Here is a 16,576-nt window from a genome sequence, read left to right on the forward strand (position 1 = left end):
TTTATTAACACACAACGTAATAAATTGTTGATATTATTTTGCCTAAGTCTACTAGATTTGAGAATATAGCACAAGATACTCAATCATAAATTTCACAGGAGATTTTCAAAATGACAACGAGCCTTGAAAAAGCTAATGCTTGGGCCAATAACCCTTACTTTGACGACGAGTCACGCGCTGAAATCCAAAAATTAATCGACGCTGACGATATGAAAGAGATCGAAGAAAGATTTTATAAAGATATCGAGTTCGGTACAGGTGGACTACGTTCCATTCTTGGGGCCGGGCATAATCGTATTAATAAATACACTGTACGTCGTGCCACACAAGCTCTGGCCGGTGAAGTTTTGGACTATAGTTCTAAAAACGGAATTGATAATCCATCAATTGCTGTTAGCTACGATTCTCGTAAATTCTCTTTTGAATTTGCAAAGGAAGTTTGTGGCGTTATGGCGGCCAATGGAATCAAGTCTTATATCTACAAAAGACTTAATCCAGTGCCAATGCTTTCTTACTCTGTAAGATATCACAAGGCCCAAGCAGGAGTTATGGTAACGGCTTCTCACAATCCTCCTGAGTACAATGGCTACAAGGTATACTGGAATGATGGAGCACAGGTTACTCCTCCAAATGATAAGAATATTATTAATCGCTACTACGATATTACTTCTTATGATGCAGTTAAATTCATGGAATTTGACCAAGCTGAAAAAGAAGGATTTATTCACTGGGTTGGCGAAGATGTTGAACAAAGCTTCTATAACGATATCTTATCAAAAACAGTAAATCCTGAAATGTGTAAGAAAGATGGGAAGGATCTAAAAATCGTCTATACTCCAATTCACGGAACAGGACTAATTCCTTGTACTACGGCCTTAGCACAACTTGGGTTCACAAATGTTGAAGTAGTAAAAGAGCAGGCCCAGCCAGATTCAAGTTTTCCAACAGTAAGCTCACCTAATCCAGAAAATCCATCGGCAATGAAAATGGCCGTTGATTTAATGAAAGAAACTGGAGCTGATATCGCTTATGGTTCAGACCCAGATACAGATCGTCTTGGAGTTGCTTTTGAACACGAAGGTGAAGTTCAGTATATCAACGGAAACCAAATCGGAATTCTGATGCTTTACTATATGTTACATAGCCTAAAAGAAAATGGAACAATGCCTGCAAATCCATACTTTGTTAAAACTGTTGTAACAACTCCTCTACAAGAACTTATTGCAGATAAGTACGGAGTTAAATCATATTCTACTCTTACTGGGTTCAAATGGATCTGTGGACTTATGAATAAGATCGAAAAAGAAGATCCATCTGCAAACTTCCTATTTGGAACTGAGGAATCATTTGGTTACCTACCTCATGATTTTGTTCGAGATAAAGATGGTGTTGCTTCAATAACATTCATGTCAGAAGTAGCTCTCTACTTCAAAAAACAAGGCCTAAACTTAATTGAGGCCCTCGATAAAATCTATGAAGAATTTGGCTTTAGCCAAGAAACCCTTTTAAATCTTGTTTACCAAGGTAGAGAAGGGGCCGAAAAAATTACACGAATTATGAGTCATTTTAGAGACTTAGCTCCGTCGAGCTTGTGTGGTCAGGATATTCACGTTATAGAAGACTATCAGACAGGTATTGTTAAAGATCTTGAATCTGGTGAAGAATCAAAGCTGGAGTATCCAGTAAGTAATGTAATTGGTTACCACTTTAAAAATGGAAACCGCCTGTATCTTCGCCCATCTGGAACAGAACCAAAAATTAAGTTCTACATAATGATTCAGGAAAAAGAAGGAAGCTTAGCAGATAAAAAAGCAAAAGCTTCAAAAGTAACTGATGAGTTCTTAGCGTTTATTAATAAAACAGCAGAAGGACTATAAGGTTAAGGAGTAAAAATTTTGAAAAGTGATAAACTTGCAGTTGTATTAGTTAGTGGTGGTATGGATTCGTTAGTTTGTGCTGCAATTGCAAATGAGAAGCATGAGAACCTTGCATTTCTTCACCTTAACTACGGACAAAAAACTGAAGAACGAGAGCTTGATTGCTTCCAAAAAATCGCTGATCACTACGGTGTAGATAAATCTCTTCGTAAAGTAATCGACGTATCTTTCTTAAAGCAGATTGGTGGAAGCTCACTGACTGACGATGGAATTGATGTAAAACAATACAAAGGTGACTCAGAAGAAATACCTGATAGTTATGTACCTTTTAGAAATACTCACATCATTGCAATGGCCGTATCTTGGTCAGAGGTTGTTGGTGCAAAGAATATCTACATAGGTGCTGTTAACGAAGATTCATCTGGTTATCCAGACTGTCGTCCAAGTTACTACGCAGCTTATAATGAGCTAATCAAGCAGGGAACAAAAGATGGTGATATTGAAATCATCACTCCAGTAATTGACATGGCAAAGAATGAGATTGTCCAAAAAGCGGTAGACCTAGGTGCTCCACTTCAATTTTCTTATTCATGTTATGCTCGAGGGGACAAAGCATGTGGAGTTTGTGATTCATGCGCTCTAAGACTTAGAGGCTTTCAAAAGGCCGGGATTGAAGATCCGATTGAGTACGATCAAAGACCAAATTATCTATAATAAAAAAAAAGCTCCACTAAGGAGCTTTTTTTATTGGAATTATTCAGCAGCAGCTTCTTGAGTTTCTTCAGCAGGAGCTTCCTCTGCAGGTGCTTCTTCTACTTTTGGAGCAGGAGCTTTAATTAAGCCTGCATCTAAAAGGATTTTTACTTTTTCTTCTTTGTTGATAAATTTTCCATTTGCATCTTTAACAGCAAAACGGCCAGATCTTTTTTTAACGATTGTATACTCGCCTACTTTTTTAACAACTTCCATGAATTCTCCTATAATAATTCTTTGCGTTTGTTATCTTTTAAGTGTTGAACAATTTCTTTCACTCGTTGCGAATCATCCTTTGGCACAATCATTACGGCCTTATCATTTGAAACAACAACAAGATCTTGAACATTAATTAAAGAAACATGCTTATCCGGTGCATAAATAATATTTCCCGTAGCGTCCTTTAAGAAAGTTCCGTTACTATCAATTATAGTGTTTCCTTCCACACGGTCAACTACTTGTTCAAGTGCTTCCCATGAACCAAGATCATTCCAATCAAACTCGGCCTTAACTAGAGTAATGCGGCTCGACTTCTCCATGATGGCATAATCAATAGAGTCTTTTGGAATTTTATTATAAACTTCTTCCAGTTTGGCCTCTTCATTAAGATTGGCCTTTAAATCTTCATAAAAATTAAACATCTCTGGTGAATGGGCCTTAAATTCTTCTTTGAAGACACCAAGAGGGGCCATAAACATTCCGGCATTCCAAACATACTTACCAGTCTTTAGGTAAGCCGTGGCCTTTTCAAAATTTGGCTTTTCAACAAATTCTTCAACCTGAAAGCCATCACCAAGAGCATCCGCAACCTTAATGTAGCCGTATCCAGTATGTGGAAAGTGAGGCGGAATACCAATTGTTGTAATGGTTTTTGACTCACTTGATAGCTTAACAGCTTTTTCGAAACTCGAGCGAAAGCCCGTTTTATTTAAGATGACATGATCTGAAGGCATAACAGCTACGATATCTTCATCTTTAGCTCCTGCTGCTTCTATTGCTGCAAGAGATAAGAGAATACATGGTGCGGTATTTCTTCCTGTTGGCTCATAAATGATATTATTCTTATTAACTTGATCCTTAGAACAATCGATGGCCAATTCACTTTGATCACGCGTTGTAATTATGAATCTCTTATCAATATCAACTGCACCATCAAATCGCTCAAGAGTTTGACCAAGTAAAGTCTCGCTACCAACTAATGAAAGATACTGTTTCGGTTTAGATTCAGTTGATTCTGGCCACAGACGAGTTCCCTTGCCACCGGCCATGATAAGTGTATAAATATTCATAAAAAAAAGCCCTTAATTATTAAGGGCCATCATATCATAAAAATTTTAAAATGCTGAATTAATCAAATTTGGTAAAGAAGTAATCACGCCCTGCAAAAAGAGAACGATTTTTCTTAACATACTGCTTCGCTTCAATAATTCTCTCAAAAGCTCCCAAGCTTACACGAAAGCGATTCCCCTTTCCTGGAATATCCTTCTCATTAATAATTGGACTAAAACCAAGAACTCTAAAGCCTTCAGCAAATTCTTTAGCATCATCAATTGACTCAAATGAACCAACAACAATTGTGTACTTACCTGTGTACTCATCTGTACCACTTGATGTCTCTTGAATTTGAGTCGTCTCTGTTTGAGCTTGAACAACTGGTTCGGCCTGTCTTTCTTCTACTTGTTCTTGAACAGGTGGAGTATCTGCAGCGAGGTCATTGAACTCTTTATTCTCACTTGAGAACTCCTTAACCATTTTCTCTTTCAATGATTCCTCAATGCGCTTGTTAAGATCTTCTTTTGAAACGTCTTTTGTACGTTGCTCTTGAACAAGTTCTTGAACCTTTTCTTCTTCTGGTGAAGTTAATTCGATCTTCTCTTTTTGTGTTACCGGTGAATCTAAAACCTTTTCAGCTTCTTGATCTAAACCAGACTTTTCAAAAGCATAGTTTGAACCAATCTTTAAACCAAAGAAGAAAGATGTTACCGCTACTAAAATAACGAAGATAACAACCAATAGGATTTCTTTTTTCTCAAAAACGTAGAAGTTACTTTTATCATTCATAAGGATATTTTAATCTCTCCCAAATTATTAGCAACTTGCTGAAAATACTAGGAAAAATAATCCTTTATTTCATAAATGAAATAATCCCCGAGTTTTTCTCTCATCTTAATGAAAACATTCATGCAATCATTTATAACGCCTCTAACTTAATTTTCGGAGGTACAAAGTGAAAAAGATTCTAAGAAATAATAAAGGCCAAGGTGTTATGGAATATATGATCATTACAAGCCTTGTAGGAATCATCTGTATAACGGCAGTAAAAGGCCTAGGTAGCCGAGTTAAAACAAGACTTGAGGATGCTTCATCAAAGATCACAGAAAGCATTAAGATCGACTAATGAAAGTCATTCCTTTTTTCATATCAACTATTCTAATTTTAACGGTATTTCTTGCGGGTATTTCAGTTAGCGAGAAATACCGTTGTAAAAATATGATGGTATTTCGAAGTTATGTTCACACCCTAGCAAATACTCATCATAAAAATGAACGATTCAAACATTTCTCATGTGAAAGTCTTATTTCTCTTAAGAGATGGATTGATCCAAATTCACAATTAACTTTCGTGAAAACAAAGACAGAAAAATTTCTTATCTATAAAGGTAAAAAACACTACCTAAGGATGAAAGATGGACTTAAACCATAAGAAGATTCTAAATAATGAAAGAGGTAGCGTTAGTCTTATTGGTGCTTTCTTCTTTATGACTTTTATAGCTATCACTTTCTACAATATGGCAAAGTCTTATGAAGAACTTCATATTATCAAGCACTATAACAAATCATATATCTGTGCAAAAAAAACCGTTAAACATTACAATGACTTTTACAAGTTTATCTCTCAGACGAATATCGTTATTCGCTCCTTCTTTTATGGAAAATTTATACCAATATTAAGCTGGCTAAGGCCCTTTCTTTCATATGGAGAAAAAGGATTAAAAATCCTACAAGCAAGTTATCGATTTTATTTTCGATTAAAGTTGCTACAAATCAGTGAATGTAACTCTTTAAATATTGTTTCTCTAATGAAGGATGATCCTCTTGGACAAAAAGTCTGGAAAATTAAAAGGCAATTCGATGGAGGTGCAATATTTCAAAAAGAATGGAAGGGATTTATGCCTTTTCACTACAAAGGAAGTGATCTATCAGAAAATCATTCGTTCGTAATTACACTAAAGTTCAAGTTAAAGAAAGGCTATGTCTTAGACGATTTCACACTCAACTCAAGACATATGGCACCAATGGGTTTTCAACAATTGAAGGAATACTATGGTCTTCAATTCTTATAAGTACCCTCGTTTTAATAATTAACCTGGAGATTAAAATTGAAAATTCTAAACAACAAGAAATCAAAAACTTTACCAAGCAATGGAACGCAATCAAATAACTCTTGTACTTCTAAGCTTTTATTTAATAAAGAAAAAGAACAACAATTAAAAAAATCACTCTATCTTAGATTTTGGGTAGCACTTGTCCTAACTAATATCTTCACATTCATCCTATCCCAACCCATGACAAAGGCTACAATTGAAAAAGAAATAAATATTGCTAAAGATGAAAGACTTTTAAAACTGAGAATTAATGAGATGACTAATCTTGTTGGAAAAGACCAATATGTTGCCCTTTATTCGGGAAATAACCACCTTACAAACAAGGCAAAGATTGTAAAAAGGCTTGAAGACAATACGAAGTCCATTTACTTAGTAAAAATATCTATTTCAGAACTGAATAAAATAGCTCCATATAAGGCACTTGAGTTAGATTCCTATCCAGTTACTAATCAACCAAAGTCTATTGGAGGCGTATATGAAATTGAAATTTAGCTTACTACTTCTACTTATTTCCCTAAACACTAATGCACGAAATGTCGTTGTCTATACTTATGATATTAAGGACGTCATGTTTGAAAAAGTCATGAAACTTGTTTTAGATGAAAATGCTGTAAAGAGTGAAGATATTAAGTTTATTCAAAAGAGTAATCCATGTGAAGACATCTACAAAGATGCTCTTCTTCATATTTGTATTAGTGAGAAAAATGAAGAATTTAAAGTTGTTCGCCAGAACAGAGTCGCTTTAAATAATACTTTTAACAAATAGCAAAAAGGACCCTGAAGAGGGCCCTTTTCTTATATCTAAAAATTAATTTATTTATTAATCTAGATGAATTTTAAACTTAGGAGTTGTTCCCTTGTTTCTGTTTTGCGCTTTTCTTCTAGCACCCATTTTTGTTTTTTTAGCATTACGCTTATTTCTTGTAACACGAGTTCTTGATACCATGATAAATCTCCTCAATATATTTAAAACTAATCTGAAAACAGTTTTCGAGTATAGCTTTATACTAACTTTCATGCCGTTTGTCAAAGTCATTTGCTTAATGTTCTTAGTAAATTTAAACGTTTACGCACAAGTTCACAAGCAAATAACACTCAGTATCGGTCAAGTATCTGAAATTTCATTAAAAGATGCTGAGAACTTCAGTGTTTCCAATAAAGAGATCCTCTCTTCCAAGGTCATAAAAGCCAAACAAAAATTATATATAAAAGGCAAAATGAAGGGACAGTCACTAGTTACAGTCTGGAAAAGCAATGGAAAAAAAGTCGTCTATACAGTCTATGTATTGTCTAAAAGTGGCCAATTTAAAATCCTTGAGACCTTATCAAATTTAAAAAACTTTGGCATCAGAGGAACAATAAAAGGAGATAAGCTTCTCATCTATAGTGATATTAAAACTATTGATCAATATCGAATAATCAAAGAACTTTTAAAAAGTAATGAGGACATAATCTATAAAGGAGAGCTACAAAATAAAGTGGCCAAGAAGATTATATCTGAAGTTCACCATCGTTTCTTCCAAAACTTTTATGATGATATTCGATGTCAAAAACAAGAACTTGATATTATATGCTTAACAACTGAAGAGATCCTTTCAGATGAAGGTTTTCTCTCACCTATCAAGGATAAATTCAAAGTTAAGTTTAGAACATCTCAACGGTTTAATAACTTGAGAAATCACAAATTAGAGATGCGAATTATTCAAATTGAGCGTCTTGATGGTAAGGAAATTAACTTTGGACTTGATCAAATTGATGTAGGCTTAACTGATCTTCTCGACAATGGAGCAATAGCACTTACTCGTAATCAGAATATAGTGTTAAGAGATACTGAATATAATGTTTCAACACTAGCAACGCAAAAGATTCTTCTGCGTACAAAACAAAAGTCGACGGTACAGATTGGATCAGAGATCCCATTTACAACGACAACGGCCAACAATGGAAATAATACTCAATGGCGCTTTGCTGGTTTAAAGATCTCAATGACACTTGAGAGAATTAACAATCGATTTAAGATTGAATATCAAACAAAACTAACCAGACCCATGGCCCAAAACAATGGCGACACTTATATAAATGGAAGCGCTCAGTGCTCAAGTTTTCTAATTCAAAAAGATTCACCTATTCAAATGTTTGAAATTGATCTCACAACAGATGATCAAAGCGGCAGATCAATTCCATTATTTGGAAAGATTCCAGTTTTAGGAAAGCTCTTTTCTTCTTCAGCAAAATTTAAAACTTATAAACGAATCATTGCAATTGCAAAGCTTAAGTAAGGATATAAAGATGGAAGATTTAAATCAGTTTTTCTTTAATGAATTTAGAGCTTTATTAATTGAGAAGTCAAAGAAATCAAATCTCTTAAGCTTCGATTTAATCGTAGAGGAGGCTCTATCAATTAATAATCTTAGGCTATCTGACTTAGATAATATCGATCAAATAAAGATTTGGTTTGAGCATGTATACAATCAAAGCTATATCGATGATCTTCTTAAAATGTATGATGCAAGAGAGTTCATTATTCACTCTCCGAGCGATATCGAGGTTCACGCAAAAACAAATGAAAAGCTTAAAGTAGAATTCCTATCTAACGAAGACTTTCAATTAAGTCTGACTTTCTTAACAAGAAAGTTAAATATTGAATGGAGCTTTAGTTCACCATTTGCATCATTCAAAGTCTCAAGAATAATTACAGAAAAACCAATTGATATGAGAATAAGTTTAACACATCCTTGCCTTTCCCCAGTTAAGCAAGCGAAAGCTTTTATTCGAGTTCATAGTAAAGAAGTTTTTAATTTAGATAATTTCACACAAGACAATCAAGTTAAGTCACATATATATAAATTAGTTAATGAATATAAGAATATCGTAATTGCTGGCTCGACTGGAAGTGGAAAAACGAGCTTTCTAAAGGTTTGCAAAGATATGGCAAACTCAAATGAACATCATGTCATTATTGAGGATGTCGCTGAAATAGATGGAGATATTTCAAATACCACTCACCTCCTTTCGCACTCGAGCTCAGGAAAGAGCTTAAATGATTATTGTACCTATGCTCTTAGGATGTCGCCAAAGAGAATATTCTTAGGAGAAATTCGTTCTGAAGAGATTGTTCCCTTTATACTAGCGATGAATACGGGACATAAAGGAATGATGACAACAATCCATGCAAATAATGCCAAAGACACTCTACTAAGGCTTAGTACTCTATTTTCTATATTCTCATCGAGTAAGAATGGTATTGAATTTAATCAAGTCTTAAAGTTAATCTGCCAATGCGTGGATAATGTTGTCTTTGTTGAAAACAAAGAAGTCACTGAGATTATAGAAGTCTATGGAAGTGAAGGAGACAATCCTATTTACTCTACTATTTATGAGAAGAAAAAAGATGATCACCAAAAAGGTTTATCAACGCCGCCAAATCTTGCTGTCTAACTTCCAAGCTAAAATAGTCATCATTATTCTCATCAAGTTCATAAGGATGCTCATTTGTAACCAAGGACTGATCATAATCGAGTCCAAAAACAGTTAATAAAGCTTTTGCCCCATCGATCTCTTGAGTTGAGATTGCCTTAAGTTTTGCAACCTCACCTTCACTAATACAACTTCCAGACTCATCAGGAAAAAAGACACTCTTAACAATTAGGGGCAGATTCTTTTCTATCAATGGATTCATTGTACGGTGAAAGAGAATCTTTGCTCCTTTATTTGTTAGAAGTTTAGTCTGACGATAGCTAAGATTTGGTATGAGTGGCGCAGAGTCTAATAACTTTGGATCATGGCCGTAAATCCCTTTTACATCCTTCCAAATCACAAGTTCTCGAACATCATCTAAGGCCCAAGCAAAAATAGCAGCAGAATAATCAGATCCTTCTCGGCCTAGCGTAGAAGTTTCCCCGCTAAGTGTTTTTGCAATAAATCCCTGAGTAATGATTAGTTCTTTCTCATTTAATGGGTGGCACTTATCTTTTGTATTTTTAAAGAGAACCTTAGCTTCATTAAAATTACGATTAGTTGTAATATAGTCTCTAGCATCTGCAAGATGATTATGAACTTCCCTCTTTTGAAGATAATCTGAGAGAATCCTCGTTGAGACTCTCTCCCCAATACTATAAACACTATCTAAAACAGACTTAGTCTTTTCATTTTTAAGATAAGACTCAAGTTCACTTTGGAAATCAGATAGATCAGTGGATGTCTCTAATTCATCAATAATAACTTGATGCTTATTAAAAAAAGTTTTAACGAGATCAAGACTAGAAGTTTCAAAGATCTCTTCTAGCTCGTTTGTGGAATTATAAGTTGCAGACAAAACCACCAAGCAATTATTTGGGCACTTTATAATAAGGTCTGCTATTTGTTTTATAGTGGCAGCACATTTTATCGAGCTGCCACCAAATTTATAAATACTACGCAAAAAATTAGTCTCTTGTTAATTTCTTATAAGTGTAACGTTTTGGATTAAGAGCGGCATCACCTAGACGCTTTCTCTTATCTTCTTCGTACTCATCAAAGTTACCTTCAAACCAAACAACTTTTCCTTCTCCTTCAAAAGCAAGAATATGAGTTGCAAGACGATCTAAGAAGAAACGGTCGTGGGAAATAATTACAGCACAACCAGCGTAGTCTACGAGGGCCTTTTCAAGGGCCTGAAGCGTATTTACATCAAGGTCATTTGTAGGCTCATCCAGTAATAGAACGTTTCCACCTTCTTTTAAGACTTTTGCAAGGTGAACTCGATTTCTTTCCCCACCAGAAAGTTCAGAAACTTTCTTCTTTTGGTCTTCACCAGAGAAATTGAATTTTGCAATATAGGCTCGAGAATTAACTTCAGTACCTGCAACGTTAATGAACTCTGTCCCATCAGCAACAACATCATAAATTGTTTTTTCTGGATCTAAGTCACGTCCTTGATCAACATAAGCAAGCTTAACTGTTTCACCTACATCAAAAGTTCCTGATGTCGGCTCTTCTTGTCCGGTAATCATCTTAAATAATGTAGTTTTACCAGCACCGTTAGGGCCAATAATACCAACGATCCCACCTGGAGGAAGAGAGAATTCAAGGTTTTCATAAAGAAGCTTATCGCCAAATGCTTTTGAAACACCTTTTGCTTCGATTACTTTATCACCAAGTCGAGGACCTGCAGGAATAAAAAGGTCATTTGTTTCATTTCTCTTTTCATTAGATAACTTTGCTCTTTCTTCATAGTTTTTAATACGAGCTTTTGACTTAGCTTGACGAGCTTTAGGGTTTGAGCGAATCCACTCAAGTTCTTCCTTCATGGCCTTTTGTCTTTTAGACTCAGACTTCTCTTCTTGAGCAAGACGTTTTGCTTTTGTCTCTAGCCAACCAGTGTAATTTCCTTCAAAAGGAATCCCTTGTCCACGGTCAAGTTCTAGAATCCAGCCAGCGACATTATCTAAGAAATAACGGTCGTGTGTTACGGCGATTACTGTTCCTTTATATTGCTGAAGATGTCTTTCAAGCCACCATACTGTTTCAGCATCAAGGTGGTTTGTCGGCTCATCTAGAAGTAAAATATCTGGTTTTTGAAGAAGTAGACGACATAGCGCAACCCTTCTCTTTTCCCCACCTGATAAGTTTCCACACTTTGCTTCTGAAGGAGGACAATTTAGAGCTTCCATTGCAAGATCAAGCTGGCTATCAAGAGACCATGCATCAACTGCATCAAGTTTATCTTGAATTTTGGCCTGCTTATCAAGAAGATCGTTCATCTCATCGTCACTCATCGGCTCAGCAAACTTTGCAGAGATCTCATCAAACTTAGCGAGAAGATCAACAGTCTCCTGGCAACCTTGCTGAACAACCTCTCTAACAGTTAACTCAGGATCAAGCTTTGGCTCCTGTTCCAGATAACCAACAGAATAGTTCTTTGCTAAATGTGTCTCACCTAAGTGATCTTCATCTAGGCCGGCCATAATCTTAAGTAACGTTGATTTCCCTGATCCGTTAAGACCAAGTACACCAATTTTGGCACCATAGAAATATGAGAGAGAGATATCTTTTAGAACGTGCTTTTGCTTATAAACTTTTCCAACACGGTTCATTGAATAAATAATTTGCTTATCGTTTTGATAGGCCATCGAGTAACTCCATTTGGTTAAATACTTACACAAATAAAGTACCTACAAAAGTATGGAATATCAATCACTCAGCGCGTTCCAATCTAAAGATTTAAATGACTTATCAAACGAAAGAAGTTTCCCACATAAGGAATGAAAAAGAAGACAACCAGCCAGATAAACTTACATATTTTAATTCTTGATAGTAGTTGTTCGTTTTGTGACTTGTATTCATCCCATAGTCCTATTTCAATTGACTCAAGGTCATCCCCAATATCTAGTCCTTGTGCCTGTTTCATCTCAACGAGGGCCGTTAGACGGCGAAATAACTCCTTTGCATAGGACAACTGTATATCTACTAAGGAATTGATTCTTGAACTACTTATTAACTGATTAAGAGGTGTTCCAACATCATACATAAGCTTGAAAATTAAAAAACTGTGAAGCACATGGCCAATTGGGACAATTTGCTTCTGTGCTAATTTCTTAATTAAATAATGAAAAGTTATAATTCCTATTAGATTGTAAGCAAGGGCACAACTAATAAAAAGTGTATCGATTTCAAAATCGAGAATCTTCGTCGAGAAAATATTTAGGAATAAGGTTAAGCAAGCAGCAAGAAGAAATTGGAAATAGCTTTCATTCATTACACCAGAGCTCTTCTTCTCGATCTGTAAGTCTGTAGACAATGAGTGCCTAAGCTTTGAAAGTGTTTTACTTGTTGCAGCTCCAAACTCCTTAGCAACTTGTGAAATTTCACAAATTAACTCATCAAAGAACTTATAATGAGAGAGGTGCGTCAAATCTCCCATTAGGTTTAGTTGCGACAAGTCAATTAGCAGATCCTTTCCTCTCCGATATTGACTACGATAACGATATGATAAGTTACTGGTTTTACGAATGAGCTTCTCTGCAGGAAGTAAGAAGACCAAGATTGAGATAGAAAGGAATGATATTATTGCCAAAGTGAACCTCCAATATCTTGACGTAACGCTATGTATCTGAAATAACAATTACTAATGGATAATAAAGAAGAGTTATTTCACATTCGAAATGAAAACAGACAACTTCAAGCTGAAAGCGAGAAAGTTTCTCATCCAGACTTCTATCTAAATGATGAGACACTTGAAGAGCTTCAGAAGTTCTGCCAAGACTTTGACCCTTACCGAGACCTAGATCTTGAGACAAAATTCCGTCTACAAGAATTTGGAATAATTGATCTTTCTAACCCATTTGATATCACAAATAAATTACTACTCTTATTAGAGAACAACCTTCAGTATCGTATAAAGTTACAAGAGAACAAATAATCATGAATAAAAAGACGTCAGCATCCTCTGGAAAATCCAAGGGGAAATCAACAGGGCGCTCACGCATCCGTACACCACGAGTCGAGCTACACCCTGCAAGTATCAAATATCTTTATAAAGGCCATCCTTGGATTACAAAGGATCGCTTCTCAATGAAGTTTCCTCAGGGATCTCCATTTGTAACGGCAAAACTAGAAGAAGGTAAATTTGCCATTTTATTAAATGACCCTACTCACGATAGTGTGCTAGCTCGCTTATGGAGAATTGGAGAAGGCTCACACCTTGGCCCTAAAGATTTCTACTTTGAATTAAGACAAAGAATGCAAGATAGCTTTGAGGCCCGCCGAGGAATAACAGACCGTGAGAACTACTATCTGGCGTTTGGTGAAACTGACTTCTTGCCAGGTCTTTTCATAATCAGACTTAAAGATCGTATTCTTGTTCAATTCTACTCTAACTTTTGGAATCACTTTGAAAAAGATATTCTAAAGATTATCAAAGACTTTTATCCGAATGATAAAGTTTGGGTACAAAAGAGAAACTTGAAACGTAAAAAAGAATTTTACTGTGCAAGTAATAAATCGATTCAAGAAGATGAGTTCACTGTAAATGAGTTTGGAGTCGATTATATAATCCGCCTCAATCAATTTTACGATATTGGTCTCTACACTGATATGGCAGCGATAAGAAATAGAGTAAAGGATGACTTTGAAGATAAGTCAGTTCTAAACTTATATAGCTATACAGGTGCATACACTCTCTTTGCTCTAAAGCAAGGAGCAAAGGATGTTACAAGTGTTGATCTTTCACAAAAATACCTGGACTGGCTTGAGGAGAACTTAGAATTAAATAAGATGGAAGGAAATACTTCTCTTTGTATGCCTACAATCAAGGCATTAGAAAAATTTAAAGAAGAAGGTCGAAAATTTGATCTTATTATCTGTGACCCTCCTAGTGCTTCAAGTGATGGAAAGAAAGTATCAAAGGCAATTGATGCATATAAAGATATGATCCCTTTATTCGATATGATTTTAAATAAAGGTGGAAAAGCACATATCTTTTTAAATACTCACTCAATTACAAGAAAGAAGTTTGAAACAAAAGTAAAAGAGTATATTGGAAAAAGAAAGATAAGTATCACAGGAGCTTTAAGACTGACAGGCGACTGCCCTTCTCTAAAAGGCTTTATTGAAGGTGATTATCTAAAAGGTTTAACGCTTTTAAAGAAATAGGAAAATAAATGACAACAAATATATATGTACTAGTACCTGTATTAATTGGTTTTATTGGTATCCTTCAAGGAGCACTAAATCGTGTAATGACCCAAGACATTGGCCTTACTTGGATGGCCCTTCTTGGTAACTTTGTGACTTTAGTTGTTTGTATAGGATTCTATTTCTTTGCAAAGGCCAACCCAGAATTCTTTCCTGATTTTGTTCGTCTAAAAGAATTTCAATTTAAATGGTGGTATGTCATTCCTGGTATCTTTGGATTCCTCTTCGTAGTCGGTCTTCCAATCGGCATTTATCAAATTGGAGCTGTTAAGACGACAGTTGGACTTATTGCCGCCCAAATGGTGACGAGTGTTATGTGGGATTTATTCATAGAGAATATACCAATGACTGTCCCAAAAGGACTTGGTGTTCTTATGGCGATAGCTTCAGTTCTTCTTATTACGCTATTTTAACATTTTTAAAAGATTGCGTTAAAATAGAATAAATTTAACGTAAGCACCGCTAAAATATTATGCTATAAGAAACTTATGGTTTTAGCTTATTTAAGATTACTCTTAGTTGGTATATTTCTCGTTCTTGGAACCCTTGTGTGGATTCCTATATGCATGCTGCGTCCTGCAAATCGTGGAAATACATTCTTTATTGCTCGTTACTATTCATGGCTGACGAGAATATTTCTCAATATTAAAATCGAAACACGCCTACCAGCAGGTTACAAGAGTACTCGCAATGCTGTTTTTATCTCAAATCATCAATCAAACCTAGATATATTCTTTGTAGGCCCGGCCCTTCCAAGACGAACTGTTTCACTTGGAAAGCAGTCTCTTGTTTGGATACCAGTATTTGGTCAAATGTACTGGCTTGCAGGAAATATCCTGATCAATCGAACAAATAAGAGAAAAGCCTGGTCTGTTATGGAAAAGGTTGCTCAGACAATAAAAGAAGATAATTGCAATGTTTGGATCATGCCTGAAGGTACGAGATCAAAAGGCAAAGGACTTCTTCCTTTTAAAAAAGGCCCATTTATTGTTGCTATTAAAGGGCAAATGCCAATTTACCCAGTAGTTTTTTCTAAATATGAGGATTCATTTGATCTTGGAAAGATAGTACCTGGTAAAGTTATTATCGAAGCTTTGGAGCCTATCTCAACACAAGGGTTAACTGTTGACGATATTGACGAGCTAATGAATAAAACTCGTAATCTTATGGCCGCAAAGCTCGATGACTTAACTAAAGAGCTTGCAAATTAAAAGATATTTACGCGAGTCATATAATCAACATCTCTAGCACTTGTTCTTCTTAAAGGGCCCTTTGTTCCAGGTGTAGTTGTTCTTCTTCCATCATTAACAGCAACACTACTTGTTGGACAATCCATTCCTAACCCACAAAGGTCTTTATTATTTAAATATAAAGCTGCCTCAAGAAAGCTATACTTCTTACCTTTATACATTAGTCTTAGATCTTCAATTTTTCCTGAGCTATTTGGAAGAACAACAAAGTCCCCCTTCTCTAAAATATCAAGCATGAATTCTTTGTATGGTTGGTACTCTTCAGTGATTTTAAAAAGGACGTCATTATATTGTCTACCATTCCTATTTTTAGAATATGCGCTTACAGTATCTCCATAAACTCTAATTGAAAGGATCTCTTGGTCACCATAATAAGGTCCTCTTATTTTCAGGTCACCTGTTGTTGCAAAGATTTGATCATAAGAAAATGCGTTTAAAGTGATAAAAAGTGCAATTGTAAGCTTAAGAATAGTCTTCATATTTTTCCCCTTGTGACTTATATATATGCACTTTGTATGCCAAGTATTTTACGTATTATTGGGGAGATAGAGTGTTTAAAAGATGAGCAGTGTAAACAAAATAACTATTCTACCTTTTGGCTTGGCTTGGCTTGGGTTGGGTTGGGTTGGGTTGGGTTG

General features: G+C 35.5%; 21 protein-coding genes. 13 read left to right on the top strand and 8 right to left on the bottom strand.

Annotation, left to right across the window (positions count from 1 at the left end):
- Positions 1-110: 110 nt before the first annotated feature.
- Positions 111-1,877: a phospho-sugar mutase gene (locus tag VCM44_RS14985; RefSeq protein WP_334679264.1), complete on the top strand. Its 1,767-nt coding sequence runs from the start codon at positions 111-113 to the stop codon at positions 1,875-1,877.
- A gap of 18 nt (positions 1,878-1,895) precedes the next feature.
- Positions 1,896-2,591 (top strand): 7-cyano-7-deazaguanine synthase QueC, encoded by a 696-nt coding sequence (gene queC, locus VCM44_RS14990; RefSeq protein WP_114706429.1) that lies wholly within the window; start codon positions 1,896-1,898, stop codon positions 2,589-2,591.
- Positions 2,592-2,630: 39 nt separating this feature from the next.
- Here the strand turns inward: queC and VCM44_RS14995 are convergent, their stop codons facing one another.
- The 3 genes from VCM44_RS14995 to VCM44_RS15005 are packed head-to-tail and all read right to left on the bottom strand — an operon-like array spanning position 2,631 to position 4,691.
- Positions 2,631-2,846 (bottom strand): hypothetical protein, encoded by a 216-nt coding sequence (locus VCM44_RS14995; RefSeq protein ID WP_114706430.1) that lies wholly within the window; start codon positions 2,844-2,846, stop codon positions 2,631-2,633.
- 8 nt (positions 2,847-2,854) lie between these two features.
- Positions 2,855-3,919: a mannose-1-phosphate guanylyltransferase gene (locus tag VCM44_RS15000; protein ID WP_334679265.1), complete on the bottom strand. Its 1,065-nt coding sequence runs from the start codon at positions 3,917-3,919 to the stop codon at positions 2,855-2,857.
- A gap of 58 nt (positions 3,920-3,977) precedes the next feature.
- Positions 3,978-4,691, bottom strand: coding sequence for an SPOR domain-containing protein (locus tag VCM44_RS15005; RefSeq protein WP_114706432.1), 714 nt, complete (start codon positions 4,689-4,691; stop codon positions 3,978-3,980).
- Between the two features lie 166 nt (positions 4,692-4,857).
- On the opposite strand from VCM44_RS15005, the gene VCM44_RS15010 reads away from it, so the two are divergent.
- Genes VCM44_RS15010 through VCM44_RS15030 form a run of 5 tightly spaced genes read left to right on the top strand, consistent with a single transcriptional unit; the run spans position 4,858 to position 6,781 of the window.
- Positions 4,858-5,028: a hypothetical protein gene (locus VCM44_RS15010; protein WP_199506624.1), complete on the top strand. Its 171-nt coding sequence runs from the start codon at positions 4,858-4,860 to the stop codon at positions 5,026-5,028.
- Positions 5,028-5,333, top strand: a complete 306-nt coding sequence (locus VCM44_RS15015; protein WP_120404534.1) for a hypothetical protein — start codon at positions 5,028-5,030, stop codon at positions 5,331-5,333. Before VCM44_RS15010 ends, VCM44_RS15015 begins: the two co-directional genes overlap by 1 nt.
- Complete coding sequence (locus VCM44_RS15020) at positions 5,317-5,973, top strand: hypothetical protein (protein WP_114706434.1); 657 nt, start codon at positions 5,317-5,319, stop codon at positions 5,971-5,973. The genes VCM44_RS15015 and VCM44_RS15020 overlap by 17 nt, the downstream gene beginning before the upstream one ends.
- Before the next feature lie 36 nt (positions 5,974-6,009).
- On the top strand, positions 6,010-6,507 hold the full coding sequence (locus tag VCM44_RS15025) for a hypothetical protein (RefSeq protein ID WP_334679266.1): 498 nt from the start codon (positions 6,010-6,012) through the stop codon (positions 6,505-6,507).
- Complete coding sequence (locus VCM44_RS15030) at positions 6,491-6,781, top strand: hypothetical protein (protein ID WP_114706436.1); 291 nt, start codon at positions 6,491-6,493, stop codon at positions 6,779-6,781. The genes VCM44_RS15025 and VCM44_RS15030 overlap by 17 nt, the downstream gene beginning before the upstream one ends.
- A 54-nt stretch (positions 6,782-6,835) precedes the next feature.
- On the opposite strand, the gene VCM44_RS15035 is transcribed toward VCM44_RS15030, so the two are convergent.
- Complete coding sequence (locus VCM44_RS15035; RefSeq protein WP_255509261.1) at positions 6,836-6,961, bottom strand: hypothetical protein; 126 nt, start codon at positions 6,959-6,961, stop codon at positions 6,836-6,838.
- A 70-nt stretch (positions 6,962-7,031) separates the two neighbouring features.
- Here VCM44_RS15035 and VCM44_RS15040 point away from each other — a divergent pair, with 70 nt between their 5' ends.
- Positions 7,032-8,294, top strand: coding sequence for a pilus assembly protein N-terminal domain-containing protein (locus VCM44_RS15040; protein WP_334679267.1), 1,263 nt, complete (start codon positions 7,032-7,034; stop codon positions 8,292-8,294).
- Between the two features lie 10 nt (positions 8,295-8,304).
- Positions 8,305-9,453: an ATPase, T2SS/T4P/T4SS family gene (locus VCM44_RS15045; protein ID WP_334679268.1), complete on the top strand. Its 1,149-nt coding sequence runs from the start codon at positions 8,305-8,307 to the stop codon at positions 9,451-9,453.
- On the opposite strand, the gene VCM44_RS15050 is transcribed toward VCM44_RS15045, so the two are convergent.
- From VCM44_RS15050 to VCM44_RS15060, 3 genes are all read right to left on the bottom strand, one after another.
- On the bottom strand, positions 9,386-10,435 hold the full coding sequence (locus VCM44_RS15050) for an aspartate kinase (RefSeq protein ID WP_334679269.1): 1,050 nt from the start codon (positions 10,433-10,435) through the stop codon (positions 9,386-9,388). The genes VCM44_RS15045 and VCM44_RS15050 overlap by 68 nt on opposite strands.
- 4 nt (positions 10,436-10,439) lie before the next feature.
- Positions 10,440-12,125, bottom strand: coding sequence for an energy-dependent translational throttle protein EttA (ettA, locus tag VCM44_RS15055; RefSeq protein ID WP_114706440.1), 1,686 nt, complete (start codon positions 12,123-12,125; stop codon positions 10,440-10,442).
- Positions 12,126-12,208: 83 nt separating this feature from the next.
- On the bottom strand, positions 12,209-13,069 hold the full coding sequence (locus VCM44_RS15060; RefSeq protein ID WP_334679270.1) for a hypothetical protein: 861 nt from the start codon (positions 13,067-13,069) through the stop codon (positions 12,209-12,211).
- A gap of 54 nt (positions 13,070-13,123) precedes the next feature.
- Between VCM44_RS15060 and VCM44_RS15065 the strand changes: the two genes are divergently transcribed.
- The 4 genes from VCM44_RS15065 (at position 13,124) to VCM44_RS15080 (ending at position 15,899) form a co-directional block, all read left to right on the top strand.
- Entirely contained in the window at positions 13,124-13,414 is a 291-nt protein-coding gene (locus tag VCM44_RS15065; RefSeq protein WP_334679271.1) for a hypothetical protein, read from the top strand.
- Between the two features lie 2 nt (positions 13,415-13,416).
- Positions 13,417-14,646 carry a class I SAM-dependent rRNA methyltransferase gene (locus VCM44_RS15070; protein ID WP_114706443.1) on the top strand — a complete coding sequence of 410 codons (1,230 nt, stop codon included), beginning with the start codon at positions 13,417-13,419 and terminating at the stop codon, positions 14,644-14,646.
- An 8-nt stretch (positions 14,647-14,654) separates the two neighbouring features.
- Entirely contained in the window at positions 14,655-15,101 is a 447-nt protein-coding gene (locus tag VCM44_RS15075; protein ID WP_114706444.1) for a DMT family transporter, read from the top strand.
- A gap of 75 nt (positions 15,102-15,176) precedes the next feature.
- Positions 15,177-15,899 carry a lysophospholipid acyltransferase family protein gene (locus VCM44_RS15080; RefSeq protein ID WP_120404526.1) on the top strand — a complete coding sequence of 241 codons (723 nt, stop codon included), beginning with the start codon at positions 15,177-15,179 and terminating at the stop codon, positions 15,897-15,899.
- Here VCM44_RS15080 and VCM44_RS15085 read toward each other — a convergent pair.
- The gene (locus tag VCM44_RS15085) at positions 15,896-16,417 is read right to left on the bottom strand and encodes a hypothetical protein (protein WP_120404525.1); all 522 of its coding nucleotides are present in this window, start codon (positions 16,415-16,417) and stop codon (positions 15,896-15,898) included. The two genes, VCM44_RS15080 and VCM44_RS15085, sit on opposite strands and share 4 nt — an antisense overlap.
- Positions 16,418-16,576 lie beyond the last annotated feature (159 nt).

The organism is Halobacteriovorax sp. DPLXC-1 (assembly GCF_036903125.1).
In the GTDB taxonomy this organism is placed as follows: domain Bacteria; phylum Bdellovibrionota; class Bacteriovoracia; order Bacteriovoracales; family Bacteriovoracaceae; genus Halobacteriovorax_A; species Halobacteriovorax_A vibrionivorans.

Coding starts and splice junctions, on each gene's coding strand:
- VCM44_RS15070 (WP_114706443.1), top strand. CDS start 13,417: ATGAATAAAAAGACGTCAGCATCCTCTGGAAAATCCAAGGGGAAATCA.
- VCM44_RS15065 (WP_334679271.1), top strand. CDS start 13,124: ATGGATAATAAAGAAGAGTTATTTCACATTCGAAATGAAAACAGACAA.
- VCM44_RS14985 (WP_334679264.1), top strand. CDS start 111: ATGACAACGAGCCTTGAAAAAGCTAATGCTTGGGCCAATAACCCTTAC.
- VCM44_RS15030 (WP_114706436.1), top strand. CDS start 6,491: ATGAAATTGAAATTTAGCTTACTACTTCTACTTATTTCCCTAAACACT.
- VCM44_RS15080 (WP_120404526.1), top strand. CDS start 15,177: ATGGTTTTAGCTTATTTAAGATTACTCTTAGTTGGTATATTTCTCGTT.
- ettA (WP_114706440.1), bottom strand. CDS start 12,125: ATGGCCTATCAAAACGATAAGCAAATTATTTATTCAATGAACCGTGTT.
- VCM44_RS15015 (WP_120404534.1), top strand. CDS start 5,028: ATGAAAGTCATTCCTTTTTTCATATCAACTATTCTAATTTTAACGGTA.
- VCM44_RS15005 (WP_114706432.1), bottom strand. CDS start 4,691: ATGAATGATAAAAGTAACTTCTACGTTTTTGAGAAAAAAGAAATCCTA.
- VCM44_RS15035 (WP_255509261.1), bottom strand. CDS start 6,961: ATGGTATCAAGAACTCGTGTTACAAGAAATAAGCGTAATGCTAAAAAA.
- VCM44_RS15045 (WP_334679268.1), top strand. CDS start 8,305: ATGGAAGATTTAAATCAGTTTTTCTTTAATGAATTTAGAGCTTTATTA.
- VCM44_RS15000 (WP_334679265.1), bottom strand. CDS start 3,919: ATGAATATTTATACACTTATCATGGCCGGTGGCAAGGGAACTCGTCTG.
- VCM44_RS14995 (WP_114706430.1), bottom strand. CDS start 2,846: ATGGAAGTTGTTAAAAAAGTAGGCGAGTATACAATCGTTAAAAAAAGA.
- VCM44_RS15020 (WP_114706434.1), top strand. CDS start 5,317: ATGGACTTAAACCATAAGAAGATTCTAAATAATGAAAGAGGTAGCGTT.
- VCM44_RS15075 (WP_114706444.1), top strand. CDS start 14,655: ATGACAACAAATATATATGTACTAGTACCTGTATTAATTGGTTTTATT.
- VCM44_RS15040 (WP_334679267.1), top strand. CDS start 7,032: ATGCCGTTTGTCAAAGTCATTTGCTTAATGTTCTTAGTAAATTTAAAC.
- VCM44_RS15085 (WP_120404525.1), bottom strand. CDS start 16,417: ATGAAGACTATTCTTAAGCTTACAATTGCACTTTTTATCACTTTAAAC.